We start from the raw sequence: 18,018 nt of genomic DNA, 5'->3' as shown, positions 1-18,018 counted from the left end.
AAGTCTAAAGATTTTATCATTTTTGGTTTTTAAATAGAAAATAATGTGCATAGTCCTATTAATAAATGTGATAACGTATCTAAATTGATAAAGTGAATTCGATGAATAGTTGATCTTTATCTATTCGTGCTACAGGAGAAATGAAGATAATGGTTTCCTATTTATTGAGTTTTGGGATGGAAAGAGTAATTGAGATTCTTAAGGGGAGCTTTCTATAAAAAGATAGAAAGTAAATACATTCACAAGAAGGGAGCTCAATATGGAAAAATTGCTAATTGAAGGCGGAAGAGCTTTAAATGGAACAATTCGAGTAAGTGGTGCAAAGAACAGTGCCGTTGCATTAATTCCAGCGACAATTTTAGCAGATACTCCAGTAACTATTGGTGGTGTCCCTAATATTTCGGACGTGAAAATGTTAGGAGACTTACTAGAGGAAATTGGAGGGAAAGTAACTTATGGACAGGAGGAAGAGATGGTAGTCGATCCTTCTAACATGGTTGCAATGCCTTTGCCAAATGGAAAAGTGAAAAAATTGCGCGCTTCTTATTATTTAATGGGTGCAATGCTTGGCCGTTTTAAAAAAGCTGTTATTGGGCTTCCGGGTGGATGTCATTTAGGACCGAGGCCGATTGATCAGCATATTAAAGGGTTTGAAGCGCTAGGTGCACATGTTACGAATGAACAAGGTGCCATCTATTTAAGAGCAGATGAGCTACGCGGGGCACGTATTTATTTAGATGTTGTTAGTGTAGGAGCTACGATTAATATTATGCTAGCAGCTGTACGAGCGAAAGGTAGAACTGTTATTGAAAATGCAGCGAAAGAGCCTGAGATCATTGATGTAGCTACATTGTTAACAAGCATGGGAGCACGTATTAAAGGTGCTGGTACTGATGTAATCCGAATAGATGGTGTTGACTCTTTACATGGTTGTCACCATACTATCATTCCAGATCGTATTGAAGCTGGTACGTATATGATTCTAGGAGCTGCATCAGGAGGAGAAGTAACGGTTGATAACGTTATTCCTCAGCATTTAGAATCAGTTACTGCAAAGCTAAGAGAAGCTGGTGTTCAAGTTGAAACGAACGATGATCAAATTACGGTGAACGGTAATAGAAAGTTAAAAGTAGTTGATATCAAAACGCTTGTATATCCAGGTTTTCCAACGGATTTACAACAGCCGTTTACGACGCTTTTAACAAAGGCACACGGGACGGGAGTTGTAACAGATACAATTTACGGTGCCCGTTTCAAACACATTGATGAACTACGTCGTATGAATGCTCAAATTAAAGTAGAGGGTCGTTCGGCAATTGTAACTGGTCCTGTGTTACTGCAAGGTGCAAAAGTGAAGGCGAGTGATTTACGAGCAGGAGCGGCACTTGTTATTGCAGGGTTAATGGCAGATGGAATTACAGAAGTAACAGGACTTGAGCATATTGATCGAGGTTATGAGAATATAGTGGACAAGCTTAAAGGGCTTGGTGCAAACATTTGGCGAGAACAAATGACAAAGCAAGAAATTGAAGAAATGAAGAACGCATAAGTGATACTTCCGCAAGGGGGAAGCGAAGCATCACTACTTGCGGAAGTACACTTTATAGAAAAACACGGTTCACAAAATACGGCAGAAATATAAAGGCTTAAAGGAGAGGGATTATCGTGGAAAGAAGTTTATCTATGGAGTTAGTACGTGTAACAGAGGCTGCAGCTTTATCATCAGCGCGTTGGATGGGGCGCGGGAAAAAGGATGAGGCAGACGGTGCAGCAACATCAGCTATGCGTGATGTATTTGATACAATTCCGATGAAAGGTACAGTTGTAATTGGTGAAGGTGAGATGGATGAAGCACCAATGCTATATATCGGAGAGAAATTAGGTACAGGATATGGACCACGTGTAGACGTTGCGGTTGATCCTTTAGAAGGGACAAACATCGTAGCAGCTGGTGGCTGGAATGCTCTTGCTGTCATTGCAATTGCAGACCACGGTAATTTGTTACATGCCCCTGACATGTACATGGATAAAATCGCGGTTGGCCCAGAAGCAGTTGGGGCGGTCGACATTGATGCGCCTATTATTGATAACTTACGTGCAGTTGCGAAAGCGAAAAATAAAGATATTGAAGATGTTGTAGCGACAGTTTTAAATCGTCCACGTCATCAAGAAATTATCGAAGAAATTCGTAAAGCTGGTGCGCGCATTAAATTGATTAATGATGGAGATGTAGCTGGAGCGATTAATACAGCGTTTGATCGTACAGGTGTAGATATTTTATTTGGGTCTGGTGGAGCACCTGAAGGTGTATTAGCAGCAGTTGCTTTAAAATGTTTAGGTGGAGAAATTCACGGAAAACTATTGCCACAAAACGAAGCTGAATTAGCACGTTGTAAAAAAATGGGCATAGAAGACATTAATCGTATCCTTCGCATGGAGGACTTAGTAAAAGGTGACGATGCAATCTTTGCAGCAACAGGCGTAACAGATGGAGAACTATTACGCGGTGTTCAATTTAAAGGTAGCGTAGGAACAACGCAATCCCTTGTTATGCGCGCAAAATCAGGCACAGTTCGCTTCGTGGATGGACGTCATAGCTTGAATAAAAAACCAAACTTGGTTATTAAATAAGAAGCGTAAGCAGCTCGTTCAGAATGGGAGGGGGATGGAGCTTCTGACGTAGAGGCGCTTTTTGCCTCGTAGGAAGAAGTGAAGCCATCGACCATTCTAGCTGCTGAAGCTGGATTAAGTAAAAAGCGGAGGTGGCTTGCTCAGAAGGGGAAGGCATTGGAACTCCTGACGAAGAGGCGTTTTGTGCCTCGCAGGAAGGGGTGAAATGACTGACCCTTCTAGCTGCTGAAGCTAGATTAAGTAAAAAGCGGAGGTGGCTTGCTCAGAAGGGGAAGGCATTGGAACTCCTGACGAAGAGGCGTTTTGTGCCTCGCAGGAAGGGGTGAAATGACTGACCCTTCTAGCTGCTGAAGCTGGATTAAATAAAAGGCGTAAGCAGCTTGTTCAGAATGGGAGGAAGAAGTGAAGCCACCGACCCTTCTAGCTGCTGAAGCTAGATTAAATAAAAAGCGTAAGCAGCTCCTTCAGAAAGGTTAAAATGGTCGATCTTTCTAACTATCGGAGCTGGAACTAAATTAAATAAGAAGCGAAGACAAATTTTCTTGTCTTCGCTTCTTGTATTTGTGTTCCAACGTATTGATTAAAACTAGATAAAAGGGTTACAATAGTGAATATTACCCTACTTGAACTTATTGCCTTTCATTATTAATTATTTGCCTTCCGTATTTTTTCCCTTTACCCATGAAAAAAGAGAATAACGTTAAAGTGTGGTGTCTGAATGAATTTGTCAATTGCAGCATTAGAAAACATGAAATTAAAAGAGTTATACGAGCTTGCGAAAGAATTTAAGATTTCGTATTATAGCAAGTTAACGAAAAAAGAGCTGATTTTTTCTATTTTGAAAGCTCGAGCAGAAAAAGAAGGTTTCTTTTTCATGGAAGGCGTATTAGAAATTATTCAATCAGAAGGATTTGGATTCCTACGTCCTATCAACTATTCTCCAAGCTCAGAAGATATTTATATCTCAGCTTCGCAAATTCGTCGTTTCGATTTACGTAATGGAGATAAGGTTTCTGGTAAAGTACGACCTCCGAAAGAAAATGAACGCTATTTTGGGTTATTACAAGTTGAAGCTGTAAACGGAGATGATCCAGATTCAGCAAAAGAGCGTGTGCATTTCCCTGCATTAACACCATTATACCCAGATCGCCAAATGAAATTGGAAACGGAACCGAAAAAGTTACCGACACGCATCATGGATTTAATCGCACCAGTTGGATTTGGACAACGTGGTTTAATTGTTGCGCCTCCAAAGGCTGGTAAAACAAGTCTATTAAAAGAAATCGCGCACAGTGTTACAACAAATCATCCGGAAGCAGAACTAATTGTACTTTTAATTGATGAGCGTCCAGAGGAAGTAACAGACATTGAACGTTCTGTTAAAGGAGATGTTGTAAGTTCTACTTTTGATGAAGTACCAGAAAATCATATTAAAGTAGCTGAGCTTGTGTTAGAACGTGCGATGCGTCTTGTAGAGCACAAGAAAGATGTTATCATTTTAATGGATAGTATTACCCGTTTAGCTCGAGCTTACAACCTCGTTATTCCACCAAGTGGTAGAACATTATCAGGTGGTATCGATCCAGCTGCCTTCCATAGACCGAAGCGTTTCTTTGGAGCTGCACGTAATATTGAAGAAGGCGGTAGCTTAACAATTTTAGCAACAGCCCTTGTTGATACAGGATCACGTATGGACGATGTTATTTACGAGGAATTTAAAGGAACTGGAAATATGGAACTTCACTTAGATCGTTCATTAGCTGAACGTCGTATCTTCCCAGCGATTGATATTCGTCGTTCTGGTACACGTAAAGAAGATCTATTAATTCCAAAAGAACATTTAGACAAGTTATGGGGCATTCGTAAGACAATGCGTGATACACCAGACTTTGTTGAAAGTTTCTTACGTAAGCTTCGTCAAACGAAGACAAATGAAGAGTTTTTACAAAACATTGTTGCAGACTCGAAAAGGTATGTAACAACTAAGTAAAGGGAAAAAAATCAGGACTCGCTTATTTTATAGTAAGCGAGTTTTTTATGCTGTTTAGGTGATATTAAAGAGAGAGATAAGTGAAAGAACCTTAGCCAGTCAGAGCTGGATGAGCTCCCTCCAGCGGCTAAAATCTCCGGTCATTTCACTCTCTCGCATGAAGCAAAAAGCGCTTCAAGGTCGAGAGTTCGAAGTGTCCTGGATTCTGAACGAGCCGCTTCTGCTTTTAAATGATATCCAGTTCCGGTGGCTAGCTCTTCGCATCTAAGAACCTTCCGCCCGAAAGGTAAAAAGCACCTTTAGGGCGAAAGAACCTTAACTGGTCAGAGCTGAGCGAGCCACCTCCACTTTTAAGATAATACCAGCTCCAGCGGCTAGAATGGTCGGTGGCTTCGCGTCTTCCTACGAGGTAAAAAGCACCTCTACGTCAGAAGCTCCATCCCCCCTCCCATTCTGAGCGAGCCGCTTCTGCTTTTAAATTGTATCTAGTTCCGACGGCTAGCTCTTCGTGTCTAAGAACCTCCCGCACTAAAGGTAAAAAGCACCTTTTGTGCGAGAGAACCTTAGCCAGTCAGAGCTAAACGAGCCGTCTACACTTTTAATTTCAAAAGACAAAAACAGGTAGTTGCAAAATGAAGTTAGCCTTGTTATAATTTCATCATATGTGTTTCATCAATATAGTTGTGTATGCAGCTGAAGATGAAAAACTCTGTTTCGAAAATGATTCAGGGCGGAAGGAGATGAAAAGAATGAAAGCAGGAATTCACCCAGATTACAAGAAAGTTGTATTCATGGACACAAACACAGGCTTCAAATTCTTAAGCGGATCTACTAAAGGATCTAACGAAACTGTTGAGTGGGAAGATGGTAACACTTATCCATTACTAAAAGTTGAGATCAGTTCTGATTCTCACCCATTCTACACTGGACGTCAGAAGTTTGCTACTGCAGACGGACGCGTTGACCGCTTCAATAAGAAATACGGTCTTAAGTAATAAAAACATAAAACAGGCAAGTGTATGTATTCGCTTGTCTGTTTTTTTTGCGAAAATATTATACCTTTACCCTACTTTTAACTGAAAAGTAGATGAAAGGAGAGCTTCATGTACTTAATAAATCAAAATGGCTGGATTGAAGTGATTTGCGGTAGTATGTTTTCTGGCAAGTCAGAAGAGCTAATCCGCCGTGTGCGCCGTACGCAATTTGCAAAACAACATGCAATTGTATTTAAACCATGTATTGATAATCGATATAGTGAAGAAGATGTTGTATCACATAACGGATTAAAGGTAAAAGCAGTTCCTGTTTCAGCTTCAAAGGATATATTTGAACATATTACAGAAGAGCTGGATGTTATTGCAATCGATGAGGTGCAATTTTTTGATGGGGACATTGTGGAAGTGGTGCAAGTATTGGCAAATCGTGGCTATCGTGTCATTGTAGCTGGTTTAGACCAAGATTTCCGTGGTCTACCATTTGGACAAGTTCCTCAGCTGATGGCGATTGCTGAACATGTGACAAAACTACAAGCAGTATGTTCTGTATGTGGATCTCCAGCAAGTCGTACACAACGATTAATTGATGGAGAACCAGCGGCATTTGATGATCCAATTATTTTAGTTGGAGCTTCAGAATCGTATGAACCACGTTGTCGTCATTGTCATGCAGTACCTGCAAACAAAGATAAGTAAAACTCGCTGCGCAAGGCGGGTTTTTTTCAAAATAGAGAGAATGAGCGGTTTGAGCCGCTTGCGCTTTTAAATATATCTAGTTCTGGTGGCTAGCTCTTCGCATCTAAGAACCTTCCGCCCGAAAGGTAAAAAGCACCTTTAGGTCGAAAGAACCTTAGCTGGTCAGAGCTGAACAAGCCACCACCACTTTTAAATATAATTTGCGTTTTTTTGAGTAAGTACCATATACTATTTGTATTAGATACTAGGATGTAGAGGTGAATGATGTGTTAGATCGTTTGCAAGCTGTAGAAAATCGTTATGAGAAGTTAAATGAATTGTTAAGTGATCCAGCGATTATTAGTGATTCAAATAAGCTTCGTGAATATTCAAAGGAACAGTCTGATATACAGGAAACGGTAGAGGTGTATCGTGAGTATAAGGATGTTCGTGAGCAATTAAAAGATGCGAAAGCAATGTTAGAAGATAAGTTAGACGCAGAAATGCGTGAAATGGTAAAAGAAGAAGTTTCTGAGTTAGAATCACAAGATAAAACATTATCAGAGCGTCTGAAAATTTTACTTGTTCCAAAAGACCCTAATGATGATAAGAACGTTATCGTTGAGGTTCGTGGAGCTGCTGGTGGAGACGAGGCAGCTTTATTTGCTGGTGACTTATACCGTATGTATAGCCGTTACGCTGAGGTACAGGGCTGGAAAACGGAGATTATTGAGGCTAGTTATACAGAGTTAGGTGGATATAAAGAGATTATCTTTATGATTAATGGTAAAGGTGCTTTCGCGAAGCTGAAATTCGAGAATGGCGCTCACCGTGTACAACGTGTTCCTGAAACGGAATCTGGTGGACGTATTCATACATCTACAGCAACTGTAGCTGTATTACCAGAGGCAGAAGAAGTAGAAATTGATATTCATGAGAAAGATGTTCGTGTTGATACATTCGCTTCTAGTGGACCTGGTGGACAGAGCGTTAATACAACGATGTCAGCGGTGCGTTTAACGCATTTACCGACTGGTGTAGTTGTATCTTGTCAGGATGAGAAATCACAGATCAAGAATAAAGAAAAAGCGATGAAAGTATTACGCGCACGTGTTTATGATAAGTTTAGACAAGAAGCGCAAGCTGAGTATGATCAAAACCGTAAACAAGCTGTTGGTACGGGAGATCGTTCAGAGCGTATTCGTACGTATAACTTCCCGCAAAACCGTGTTACAGACCATCGAATCGGTTTAACGATTCAAAAGCTAGATCAAATCTTACAAGGTAAGTTAGATGATTTCATCAATGCCTTAGTGATGGAAGATCAGGCTCAAAAGATGGAGGCAGCTGAGTAATGCGTGTCTATGAAGCCCTGAAATGGGCTTCTTCTTTTTTACAGGAAAATGGACGAGATGAAAATGCGGGAGAAATTGTCCTTTGTCATGTATTAAAGGTGAACAGAACAGGATTACTTATGAATATGCGTGAAGAAATAACTGAGGAACAAGAGAAAAGCTTTACGGAGTTTATCCATAAGCATGTAGAAGGTATTCCTATTCAATATATGATTGGTTATGAAATGTTTTATGGACGGTCTTTCTTTGTGAATGAAGAAGTATTAATACCAAGGCCGGAAACAGAAGAGCTTATAGTGGGAGTATTAGAAAGAATCGAGCGCCATTTTGGTGATGAGAAACTACATGTAGCAGATATAGGTACAGGTAGTGGAGCGATTTCTATTACGCTTGCTTTAGAAAATAAAAATCTTCATGTGTATACAGTAGATATTGCACAAGAGTCGATTGAAGTTGCAAAAGAAAATGCAAAAGCTTTAGGTGCAGAAGTAACGTTCTATCACGGTGATTTATTGTCACCATTTCATAAAACGGGTCAAAAGCTAGATGTTGTTGTTTCAAATCCTCCATATATACCGGAAGAGGATTGGCGTGGTCTTTCTCCTGTTGTGAAAGAGCATGAGCCGAAGAGAGCACTTGTTGGTGGTGAAGACGGATTAGATTTCTATCGCCGTTTTATGGAAGAATTGCCGAATGTGTTGCAGAAGAAAGCGATTGTGGCGTTTGAAATTGGAGTAGGACAAGGTGAGGATGTAAAAAGATTGTTACAACAAGCTTTTCCACATGCTCATGTTGAGGTTGTTTTCGATATTAACGGAAAAGATCGTATGGTATTTGCAGAGATGGAGTAAGGTTCACACCTTACTCTATTTTTTTGTGGAAAAATTCATATAGATTTTGAATTTAATAGTTTAGAAAGATGAAAGTCTGTCCACACTGTTTGTAGAAGGGACGGTGGAGGAAATGAAAAAACAAGTTATTGCTTATCTTCTTATACTATTAATTGGTGCACAGTTACTTGTGCAGTTTGGATATATGAAAGCTGATGCGAAAGGGCCTTCAGTTATTCCGAAAGAGGCCGTTCGATTACGAATTTTAGCAAATAGTGATTCAGATAAAGACCAGGCATTAAAGCGTAAAGTGCGTGATGAAGTAAAAGCACAAATTGATGGATGGGTAGCGGATTTAACTTCATTTGAAGAGGCGCGCAAAGTAATTCAAAGTCATATTCCAGAAATCGAGAAAACGGTGGAAAATACGTTAAAAAGAGAAGGAAGTAAAGAATCATTTCAAGTGAAATTTAGTAAGAATGTAAAGTTTCCTACAAAGGTATATGGGAATTTTATTTATCCAGCAGGAGAATATGAAGCGGTATTGATTACAATTGGAGAAGGTGAAGGGGCGAACTGGTGGTGTGTATTATTTCCACCAATGTGTTTCTTAGATTTTTCGAGCGGGACAGCTGTAAGAAAAGAAGAGCACGTTGTGAAGGCGGAATCTCCTGAAGAGGAGCAGGTACAACTAGATGAGGAAGTAGTAGATACAGAAGAGAATAAAGTGGATGAGGTAAAAGAAACGAAAGTTGTAAAGCGGGAAGCAGTAAAAAAAGTAACAGCTTCTGAAAAGAAAGTAGTGAAAAATGAAACAAAAGTCGAAGAGCAGCCTGTAAGTAAAGAAGAAACAAAAAATGTGGAAAAAGTGGAGAAACCTGTGGAGAAAAAACAAGAACAGCAAAATGAGTATGTAAAAGTAGAAGAGGAAGAAGAAAAGCCAGAAGTTAAATTGTTTATTGTAGAAGCTTTTACATCTTTATTCTCTAAATAGTACTATTAATAAATCCCTCCTCATATATAAAAATGAGGAGGGATTTATTATGAAGAAAGTGTATTTTGCTACGAAAGCAGATGTGGAAAGATTACATTCTTTTTTCGGACAAGCTAATAAAAAAGATGATAAAATAAATGAGTTGTACGCACAATTTATGATTTTGGAAGAGGCGGAAGAAATACGAGCTGTAATTGGTTATGAACAAAGTGGGGAAGATGTACTTATTCGTTCTTGTTTATTCACACCTCATGTGGATAAACAGACTTTCTTATATTTTTTTGAAATGTTTTTGCAGTATATGAAAGAAAAAAGTGTTCAACAATTGTACTTACTAACAAATCATCCACAATCTGTACCGATCTTTCAGTTCTTTGACTTTTTTACTATAGAAAAGGATGAGGTTCCAGAGGGAATTCAACAGCTAGAACATTTTTGTAAAAATATAAAAGAGCAGAATGCAATAATACTAAATTGTCAGCTATTCACAAAGTTATCCACGGATTAATTAGGTTTATCCACATTTTGTGGATAAACCTTGTTTGTCTTTTGGATAAATCTCATAGTAAACTAAAAATAGACAAGTATTTAAGGCTAGAAAAGGACGTGGAAAAAAATGCATACAAATATGTGGGTTGTGGATAATGTTGTGGAAAGAAAAAAATATTATCCACAGTTACAAGAAGCAGCAAAATTATTAAGAGAAAATGAGGCGGTTGCTTTCCCTACGGAAACAGTATATGGGTTAGGGGCAAACGCGATGGATGATGAAGCAATCGCGAAAATTTTCGAAGCGAAAGGAAGACCGAGTGATAATCCACTCATTGTCCACATAGGTACAAAATCTCAGTTAGATGGGATTGTGAAAGAAATTCCACCAGTTGCAGAGAAGTTAATGGCGCATTTTTGGCCAGGACCATTAACAATTATTTTGCCGAGAAAAGAAGGAATTTCAGAGAAGGTGACGGCAGGACTTAATACGGTTGGAGTAAGAATGCCTGATCATCCAATTGCACTTGCTCTTATTGAAGAGGCGAATGTACCTGTTGCGGCACCAAGTGCGAATCGTTCAGGGCGTCCAAGTCCAACATTAGCTTCTCACGTATATGAAGATTTGAATGGGAAGATTGCAGGTATTGTTGATGGTGGTGCAACTGGAGTAGGCGTTGAATCAACTGTAATTGATTGTACAAGCACGGTTCCAACAATATTACGTCCAGGTGGGATTACGAAAGAACAATTAGAAGCGGTGATAGGTACTGTTTCTTTAGATCCAGCTTTAAAGGATGAGAAGGAAAAACCGAAATCGCCTGGAATGAAATACACACATTATGCGCCGAAAGCACCACTTAGTATTGTTGAGGGCTCACGTGAGTTTATTCAGCATCTTGTGGATGAGAAGAAGAAAGAAGGATTTAAAGTAGGCGTATTAACGACAGAAGAGTACCAGTATGTATATAGTGCAGATGTTATATTATCTTGTGGTGTTAGAAGTGACTTAGCTAGCGTTGCGACTAAATTATATGATGTACTTAGAACATTTGATGCAAGTGAAGTGGATGTTATTTTTAGTGAGTCATTCCCTAATGAAGGAATAGGGAATGCAATTATGAATCGTTTAACAAAAGCGGCAGGACATCATATTATTATTGAATGATAAGGTAAGATTAGCAAACAGAATATTTCTCCTTGGATAAGCATATTGTGAAGTAGCACGTCCAAGGAGGGGCATGAATGACGTTTGAACAGCTAATACCTTTAATAATTATGGCATTCGCCTTAGGGATGGATGCGTTCTCGGTGAGTCTTGGTATGGGGATGATGCCCCTAAAGTTAAGACAAATCCTGTATATTGGTATGACGATAGGTATATTTCATATTATTATGCCGTTTATAGGAATGGTACTAGGTCGTTTTTTATCAGAGAAATATGGAGATATCGCACATTTTGCGGGTGCTATTTTATTAATCGGACTAGGGTTTTATATTGTATATTCGACCATTTTACAAAATGAAGAGACTCGAACTGCCCCTATTGGAATTAGTTTATTCGTATTTGCATTTGGCGTCAGTATAGATAGTTTCTCAGTAGGGCTTAGTCTTGGTATTTATGGAGCACAGACAATTATTACGATTTTACTGTTTGGATTTGTTAGCATGTTATTAGCGTGGATTGGTTTATTAATTGGGAGACATGCGAAAGATATGCTCGGTACATACGGTGAGATAGTAGGTGGTATCATTTTGGTTGGGTTTGGATTATATATCCTTTTTCCTATATAATTTTATGTAGGAGGGAATTATGAACAAGCTATTGGAATGGTATGTTAAATTTTTAACCTTCTTTCCTCGATGGCTAAGAAGACTTATAATTTGGGGTATTATTTTGCAAATTTCGATGTTAGGTTGGATTAAGTTAATTCGTGAATGGTGAGATAGTTCCTTTCTGTGAATATTTTGTTTGTACTATATTTATTACGCTAAAAATTACAGATATAGAAAGGATGAGATGAATGACGAGATTGAAGCAAGTTTTTGGTATTATTATTAGTTTTTTTGTTTTTTGGTTTAGTATGCTCGGTGTACAAATGTTTGCTGAGTTTTTAGATATTGAGTCATTGAAATTTGTTGCGGGAAAGACTGAGGCGGCGCGTGCCTTTTACTCTCCGTACCCGTTTTTAATTGTTTTTCTTATTACATTGCTTTCCCTATACTTCTTCGTAATTAAGCTAGGGAAGCCGAAAAAAGAGAAAATGCCTACTTTAGAGGAAAAGAAGGAAGAATTACAATGATAAAATCCCCTGCTAAAAAGCAGGGGATTTTATATTTGAGTGATGGGAGGAATCTAGCCCCATTGCTTTTAAATATATCCAGTTCCAGGGGCTAGCTCTTCGCATGAAGCAAAAAGCGCTTCAAGGTCGAGAGCTCCAATGCCCTGCGATTCTGAGCGAGCCACTTCCACTTTTAAACTGGCCTAACCAATTCAAATTGTTCTCCTAATTTTGCATAGTTGTGTCCTGCTAGGCGGCTTATTGGTTTGAGTCCTTCGGCGTGAATGCGCCCTTTTTCATATAGATGTTCGGCAACGTGGAAACGAACGACGCGTCCAATTAGTAGATCACAAGCTGGTGAGTCTTCCGTTCCGCCAAGTGGAATTGCACGTTCTAATACGCATTCCATTCGAATATTTGCTTCTTTTACACCTGGAACGGAGATGACTTCACTTTCAATTGGTGTTAGTTTTGCTAGTTCAATTTCACTTTCATTTGGCGGGAGGTTAGCTGCTGTTTCGTTAATTGCTGCTACATATGATTCGTCAGAAATATGTACGACAAATTCTCCTTTTTCAATTGCGTTTCGGGAAGTGTCCTTTCTTTCTCCTGCTTTTCGTTGTACAGATACTGAGATAAGTGGTGGATTAGCAGCGACAATATTGAAATAACTATATGGTGCTCCGTTTAGTACACCTTCTTTTGTTACAGAAGTAACGAATGCGACAGGACGAGGGATGATACTTCCAGTAAGTAATTTGTAATTATCTTTTTCAGTTTGTTCATTTGGATTAATGGATAACATGCTTGTAATCCCCTTTCTAAATATGAATACTTATTGTTTGTTTACAAGATAACGATGAGAAAATCCTGCTGGAAATAATATTTTGTTTCATAAAAAGAACTTACTTCAATTGTAATGAAGTAAGTTCTTTTTCAAGAATCTCAAATTTGAGATAAAAATTAAAGTAAAACGTATGCGCCAGGTCCGATTAAAGCTACACCAACAGCAACAGCGATTAACATTAAGTTATATTCATATCCATTTTGTGTTACCCAGTAACCATTTTTTCCGTGAACAGTGAAGATAGCCATTAACATTGTTCCAACGATAAATAATGAACCAACTACAATGAAAATACCTGATGCGAATAAGAAACCACCTAGTAATTCAGTTGCGCCAGCCATAAATGCCATAAATACACCAGGACGTAAACCGATTGACTCCATCCAGCCACCTGTTCCTTTTAAACCGTAACCGCCGAACCAACCAAATAATTTTTGAGCGCCATGACCCATGAATGTAATTCCTATAATAAGACGAATAATAAGTAGACCGAAATCCATCATTTTTAAAAACCTCCTAAAAGTTATTAACTTATCTTACGTAAGCAATAATAAAATAGTTACTTACTATAGTCAAGTGGATTTTGAAAAAAGTTTGAATTAAATTTTACAAATTAACAACAAAAAATAAAATGTAGTAAAGACCTCTAGACAAGTTGGGCAAAAAAAGAGAAAATATAAATAGAAGTTAACTTCTAATTGTTATTCAGACAATCAGAATTGACTGGAATTTTGTGAAGCGCTACAATAAGAGTCTATTAGTAATGACATAATTTATTTCGAAAGCGTTTTTACAGTATAATATTCGAAGTATGAAGTCTTACATGTATCCCGAGTTTTACTAGGGATTGCCCTATAAACTTTTAGGTAAATTATAAGGAGGACTATCCTATGTTTAAAAAATTATTCGGTCTTGGTTCAAAAACAAATGAAGAAACAATCGTAGCTCCATTAACTGGAGCAGTGAAAAATATTGAAGAAGTACCAGATCCAGTATTTGCTGGTCGTATGATGGGTGACGGTGTTGCAATCGATCCTACTGAAGGTGTAGTTGTATCTCCAGTTGATGGTGAAATCGTACAATTATTCCACACAAAACATGCTATCGGAATTAAAGCGAAAAACGGTACAGAAATTTTAATCCACGTTGGATTAGAAACTGTAAAAATGGAAGGTGAAGGTTTCGAAGCTCACGTTTCTGAAGGCCAAGCTGTAAAAGCTGGAGATAAATTAATCTCATTCGACTTAGAATTAATCCGTGAAAAAGCGAAAAGCACAATTACTCCAATTGTTATTACAAACACAGATGCAGCTGAGTCTATTAAGACAACTGTAGGCGTAGCAGCTACAAAAGGTTCAACAGAAGTAATGAAAGTTACAATGAAATAATTGCAATATAAGAGGAATCCGTTTCGTATGAAATGGATTCCTTATTTTTGTTGCGTGTTCAGTATGTATGTTAAAATACTCTAGGCACTTGGAAATAGGGTTTCACATATATGTGGATAAGGCGCATTTTTCTTAGAAAAAATATAAGAGAAATGCGCCTTTTGTATATTCACATTTCTTTTGTTCTATTCTAATGTAAGTTATGATGAATGATAAGAAATCGAATATAGGGGTGGGTTTGAATGAAACGAGTGTTATTTGTTTGTACTGGCAATACATGTCGTAGTCCAATGGCTGAGGCGTTGCTTCGTCATCACGGAGGAGATAAGTTTGAAGTGCAATCTGCTGGTGTTTTCGCCTATCCTGGGAGCGATGCATCGGTACATGCGAAGGAAGCTTTAGCTGAAAAAGGAATTTCAATTGATCATGCGGCGCGGCAAGTAAATGAAACTTTGCTTGATTGGGCTGATATTGTCGTAACGATGACAGAAAACCATAAGCAAATTGTACTTGGGCATTATCCGAGCGTTGAAAAGAAATTAAATACGTTATATGGATTAACTGAAGGTATAGGCAAGGACATTTCAGATCCATTTGGAGGCTCGCTTTCTATTTATAAAGAAACGTTAGATGAAATGGAAAAACTTGTACAAACTTTACTGAAAAAACATTCAGTAGGTTGATGTTTCGTGTATAATACGATATTGGAGATCACTTCTTCCTATATGAGGTAGCGAGTGTGAAATGAAGATAATTGATTGAAACTTTGGAGGGGTAAAAATGAAAGTAGTAATAGCATCTGATCACGGCGGTATGAATATCCGCAAAGAACTTGTAAGTTTATTAGAAGAGTTAAATATTGAATATATTGATTTAGGTTGTGAATGTGAAGCTGGTTCTGTTGATTACCCTGACTTTGCGTTTCCAGCAGCTGAAATGGTAGCGAATGGTGAAGTAGATCGTGGTATTTTAGTTTGTGGGACAGGCATTGGTATGTCAATCGCAGCAAACAAAGTAAATGGTATCCGTTGTGCGTTAGTTCATGATACTTTCAGCGCTAAAGCGACGAGAGAGCATAATGACACTAACATGCTAGCAATGGGCGAGCGTGTAATTGGTGCTGGTCTAGCGCGTGATATCGCGAAAATCTGGTTAACAACTGATTATGAAGGTGGTCGTCACGAAAACCGCGTAGGAAAAATTAAAACATACGAAACAAAGTAATAGATTCTAACTATCAGTAGTGTGAAATATAATTTGGTGAACCAACCTGTGAAAGGAAGAGGCGTAATGACAGAAATCGTAAAGGTAAGAGAACAGCTACAAATGTCGCTTTCTGATTTCCAAGAACAAGCTTCATTACAAAGCGGTCAAGTTTTTGTAGTGGGTTGTAGCACGAGCGAAGTGCTAGGCGAAAGAATTGGAACATCAGGAACGATGGAAGTAGCAGAGGCGATTTTCTCTGAGTTAAAACAATTTCAAGAGCAAACAGGTATTGAATTAGCGTTTCAATGTTGTGAGCATTTAAACCGTGCTTTAGTAGTTGAGAGAGAAGTAGCGATAAAATATCAATTTGAAATTGTAACAGTTACGCCTGTTAGATCAGCAGGTGGTGCATTGGGGACATACGCGTATCACAATTTGAAAGATCCGGTAGTAGTTGAGTTTATTAAAGCTGATGCAGGAATGGATATTGGTGATACATTTATCGGTATGCATTTAAAGCATGTAGCTGTTCCGGTTCGTACAAGTGTGAAGGAAATTGGAAGTGCGCATGTAACGATGGCCAAAACACGTGGAAAACTAATTGGTGGAGCACGTGCTGTCTATGCGGCAGTGGAAGAGACTACCACTTGCCGTTAAATATGAGAAATTAGGAAGTCATATAGTACCTGTTTATCATAAGGTAAAAGGTATGTTGTCTGACTTTATAATAGAAGAAAGAAAAGACCGATTTTCGGTCTTTTTTTTCTTTTATGATATAGAAAGTCATGTTAGAATGTAGTTGAAAACATGAAGGTTCGAAAGAATTACAACCTGAATTTTCGTTTTTTCTGAATAAATAAGAAAAAACTGTTGGGAATCGATGTAATTCGTTCAGAAAAGGGGGATTTTGGTGGATCATTTAAAACGTCAAGATGAAAAGGTATTTGCTGCAATTGAGGCAGAACTAGGAAGACAGCGTTCAAAGATTGAGTTAATTGCTTCGGAAAACTTCGTAAGTGAAGCAGTAATGGAGGCACAAGGTTCTGTTTTAACGAATAAGTATGCTGAAGGATATCCTGGAAAACGTTACTATGGTGGCTGTGAACACGTAGACGTAGTAGAAGATATCGCACGTGATCGCGTGAAAGAAATTTTCGGCGCAGAGCACGTAAATGTTCAACCACACTCTGGTGCACAAGCGAACATGGCAGTATACTTCACGATTTTAGAGCAAGGCGATACAGTACTTGGTATGAACTTATCTCATGGTGGTCACTTAACACACGGAAGCCCTGTTAACTTCAGTGGAGTACAATATAATTTCGTAGAATATGGCGTGGATGCTGACTCTCACCGTATTAATTACGATGATGTATTAGCAAAAGCGAAAGAACATAAACCAAAATTAATCGTTGCAGGTGCAAGTGCATACCCTCGTGTTATCGATTTCAAGCGATTCCGTGAGATTGCAGATGAAGTGGGCGCTTATTTAATGGTTGATATGGCACATATCGCAGGTTTAGTAGCTGCTGGTTTACATCCAAATCCAGTACCACATGCACATTTCGTTACAACGACAACACATAAAACGTTACGTGGTCCGCGTGGTGGTATGATTTTATGTGAAGAGCAATTTGCAAAACAAATTGATAAATCAATCTTCCCTGGTATTCAAGGTGGTCCACTTATGCACGTAATCGCTGCAAAAGCTGTTGCATTTGGTGAAGCACTTCAAGATGATTTCAAAACATATGCACAAAATATCATTAACAATGCGAACCGCTTAGCTGAAGGTCTTCAAAAAGAAGGACTTACACTTGTTTCTGGCGGAACAGACAATCACTTAATCTTGATTGATGTTCGTAACTTAGAAATCACAGGTAAAGTAGCAGAGCACGTATTAGATGAAGTTGGTATTACAGTGAACAAAAATACAATTCCATTTGAAACAGCAAGCCCATTTGTAACAAGTGGTGTACGTATCGGTACAGCAGCTGTAACATCTCGTGGTTTCGGTTTAGAAGAAATGGATGAAATTGCGTCACTTATTGCTTATACATTAAAAAATCATGAAAATGAAGCTGCGTTAGAAGAAGTACGTAAGCGTGTAGAAGCGTTAACTAGCAAATTCCCAATGTATCCAAATCTATAATAGATTGAAGAAGACTGCCGAGACTTAATTGTTTTGGCGGTCTTTTTTTTGGACATATATTATTTTTAAAGTATGTATACAAATGATGAATAAATTTTGGCGATATAATGAAGGATACAGCTCCCATAATTGGTAAAGATACTAGATAGATTCATTGTAAAATCATGATTTTGCCAAATTTGCC

At 38.4% G+C, this 18,018-nt stretch carries 20 protein-coding genes; 18 read left to right on the top strand and 2 right to left on the bottom strand.

Annotation, left to right across the window (positions count from 1 at the left end; translation table 11 throughout):
• Window positions 1-259 precede the first annotated feature (259 nt).
• From murA to ACZDYH_RS20960, 13 genes are all read left to right on the top strand, one after another.
• The gene (murA, locus tag ACZDYH_RS21020; RefSeq protein WP_000413254.1) at window positions 260-1,549 is read left to right on the top strand and encodes a UDP-N-acetylglucosamine 1-carboxyvinyltransferase; all 1,290 of its coding nucleotides are present in this window, start codon (window positions 260-262) and stop codon (window positions 1,547-1,549) included.
• A 116-nt stretch (window positions 1,550-1,665) separates the two neighbouring features.
• Window positions 1,666-2,631: a class II fructose-bisphosphatase gene (gene glpX / locus ACZDYH_RS21015; RefSeq protein WP_000442340.1), complete on the top strand. Its 966-nt coding sequence runs from the start codon at window positions 1,666-1,668 to the stop codon at window positions 2,629-2,631.
• A 718-nt stretch (window positions 2,632-3,349) separates the two neighbouring features.
• Window positions 3,350-4,621, top strand: coding sequence for a transcription termination factor Rho (gene rho / locus ACZDYH_RS21010; RefSeq protein WP_001053903.1), 1,272 nt, complete (start codon window positions 3,350-3,352; stop codon window positions 4,619-4,621).
• A gap of 749 nt (window positions 4,622-5,370) precedes the next feature.
• Window positions 5,371-5,616: a type B 50S ribosomal protein L31 gene (locus ACZDYH_RS21005; RefSeq protein WP_000643433.1), complete on the top strand. Its 246-nt coding sequence runs from the start codon at window positions 5,371-5,373 to the stop codon at window positions 5,614-5,616.
• Between the two features lie 108 nt (window positions 5,617-5,724).
• Window positions 5,725-6,312, top strand: a complete 588-nt coding sequence (locus tag ACZDYH_RS21000; protein WP_000280859.1) for a thymidine kinase — start codon at window positions 5,725-5,727, stop codon at window positions 6,310-6,312.
• Window positions 6,313-6,578: 266 nt separating this feature from the next.
• Complete coding sequence (gene prfA, locus ACZDYH_RS20995; RefSeq protein WP_000887064.1) at window positions 6,579-7,646, top strand: peptide chain release factor 1; 1,068 nt, start codon at window positions 6,579-6,581, stop codon at window positions 7,644-7,646.
• Window positions 7,646-8,497: a peptide chain release factor N(5)-glutamine methyltransferase gene (prmC, locus tag ACZDYH_RS20990; RefSeq protein WP_001267065.1), complete on the top strand. Its 852-nt coding sequence runs from the start codon at window positions 7,646-7,648 to the stop codon at window positions 8,495-8,497. Before prfA ends, prmC begins: the two co-directional genes overlap by 1 nt.
• Before the next feature lie 112 nt (window positions 8,498-8,609).
• Window positions 8,610-9,470 (top strand): stage II sporulation protein R, encoded by an 861-nt coding sequence (gene spoIIR, locus ACZDYH_RS20985; protein ID WP_033692039.1) that lies wholly within the window; start codon window positions 8,610-8,612, stop codon window positions 9,468-9,470.
• 49 nt (window positions 9,471-9,519) lie between these two features.
• Window positions 9,520-9,978: a GNAT family N-acetyltransferase gene (locus ACZDYH_RS20980; protein WP_000758437.1), complete on the top strand. Its 459-nt coding sequence runs from the start codon at window positions 9,520-9,522 to the stop codon at window positions 9,976-9,978.
• Between the two features lie 108 nt (window positions 9,979-10,086).
• On the top strand, window positions 10,087-11,127 hold the full coding sequence (locus ACZDYH_RS20975; protein ID WP_000557354.1) for an L-threonylcarbamoyladenylate synthase: 1,041 nt from the start codon (window positions 10,087-10,089) through the stop codon (window positions 11,125-11,127).
• A gap of 77 nt (window positions 11,128-11,204) precedes the next feature.
• Window positions 11,205-11,753: a manganese efflux pump MntP gene (locus tag ACZDYH_RS20970; protein WP_000142475.1), complete on the top strand. Its 549-nt coding sequence runs from the start codon at window positions 11,205-11,207 to the stop codon at window positions 11,751-11,753.
• Window positions 11,754-11,772: 19 nt separating this feature from the next.
• A complete protein-coding gene (locus ACZDYH_RS20965; RefSeq protein WP_001037634.1) occupies window positions 11,773-11,904 on the top strand; it encodes a hypothetical protein in 132 nt (43 codons plus the stop codon).
• A gap of 79 nt (window positions 11,905-11,983) precedes the next feature.
• Entirely contained in the window at window positions 11,984-12,262 is a 279-nt protein-coding gene (locus ACZDYH_RS20960) for a DUF3935 domain-containing protein (protein ID WP_000197472.1), read from the top strand.
• A 172-nt stretch (window positions 12,263-12,434) separates the two neighbouring features.
• Here ACZDYH_RS20960 and ACZDYH_RS20955 read toward each other — a convergent pair whose 3' ends face one another.
• Entirely contained in the window at window positions 12,435-13,046 is a 612-nt protein-coding gene (locus ACZDYH_RS20955) for a flavin reductase family protein (RefSeq protein ID WP_000949055.1), read from the bottom strand.
• A 158-nt stretch (window positions 13,047-13,204) separates the two neighbouring features.
• Window positions 13,205-13,591 carry a DoxX family protein gene (locus ACZDYH_RS20950; protein WP_000968616.1) on the bottom strand — a complete coding sequence of 129 codons (387 nt, stop codon included), beginning with the start codon at window positions 13,589-13,591 and terminating at the stop codon, window positions 13,205-13,207.
• Window positions 13,592-13,978: 387 nt separating this feature from the next.
• On the opposite strand from ACZDYH_RS20950, the gene ACZDYH_RS20945 reads away from it, so the two are divergent.
• From ACZDYH_RS20945 to glyA, 5 genes are all read left to right on the top strand, one after another.
• Complete coding sequence (locus tag ACZDYH_RS20945) at window positions 13,979-14,476, top strand: PTS sugar transporter subunit IIA (protein WP_000473665.1); 498 nt, start codon at window positions 13,979-13,981, stop codon at window positions 14,474-14,476.
• A gap of 242 nt (window positions 14,477-14,718) precedes the next feature.
• Window positions 14,719-15,159 (top strand): low molecular weight protein arginine phosphatase, encoded by a 441-nt coding sequence (locus ACZDYH_RS20940; protein WP_088859685.1) that lies wholly within the window; start codon window positions 14,719-14,721, stop codon window positions 15,157-15,159.
• Window positions 15,160-15,256: 97 nt separating this feature from the next.
• Window positions 15,257-15,700: a ribose 5-phosphate isomerase B gene (rpiB, locus tag ACZDYH_RS20935; protein ID WP_000869542.1), complete on the top strand. Its 444-nt coding sequence runs from the start codon at window positions 15,257-15,259 to the stop codon at window positions 15,698-15,700.
• 66 nt (window positions 15,701-15,766) lie between these two features.
• The gene (locus ACZDYH_RS20930) at window positions 15,767-16,339 is read left to right on the top strand and encodes a TIGR01440 family protein (protein WP_000136386.1); all 573 of its coding nucleotides are present in this window, start codon (window positions 15,767-15,769) and stop codon (window positions 16,337-16,339) included.
• A 253-nt stretch (window positions 16,340-16,592) separates the two neighbouring features.
• Window positions 16,593-17,834 carry a serine hydroxymethyltransferase gene (gene glyA, locus ACZDYH_RS20925; RefSeq protein WP_000349806.1) on the top strand — a complete coding sequence of 414 codons (1,242 nt, stop codon included), beginning with the start codon at window positions 16,593-16,595 and terminating at the stop codon, window positions 17,832-17,834.
• Window positions 17,835-18,018 lie beyond the last annotated feature (184 nt).

It is taken from the genome of Bacillus sp. EB V-12, assembly GCF_056158125.1.
Note: the sequence above shows the minus strand (reverse complement) of the source record. Positions and strands in the feature narration are given on the sequence as shown.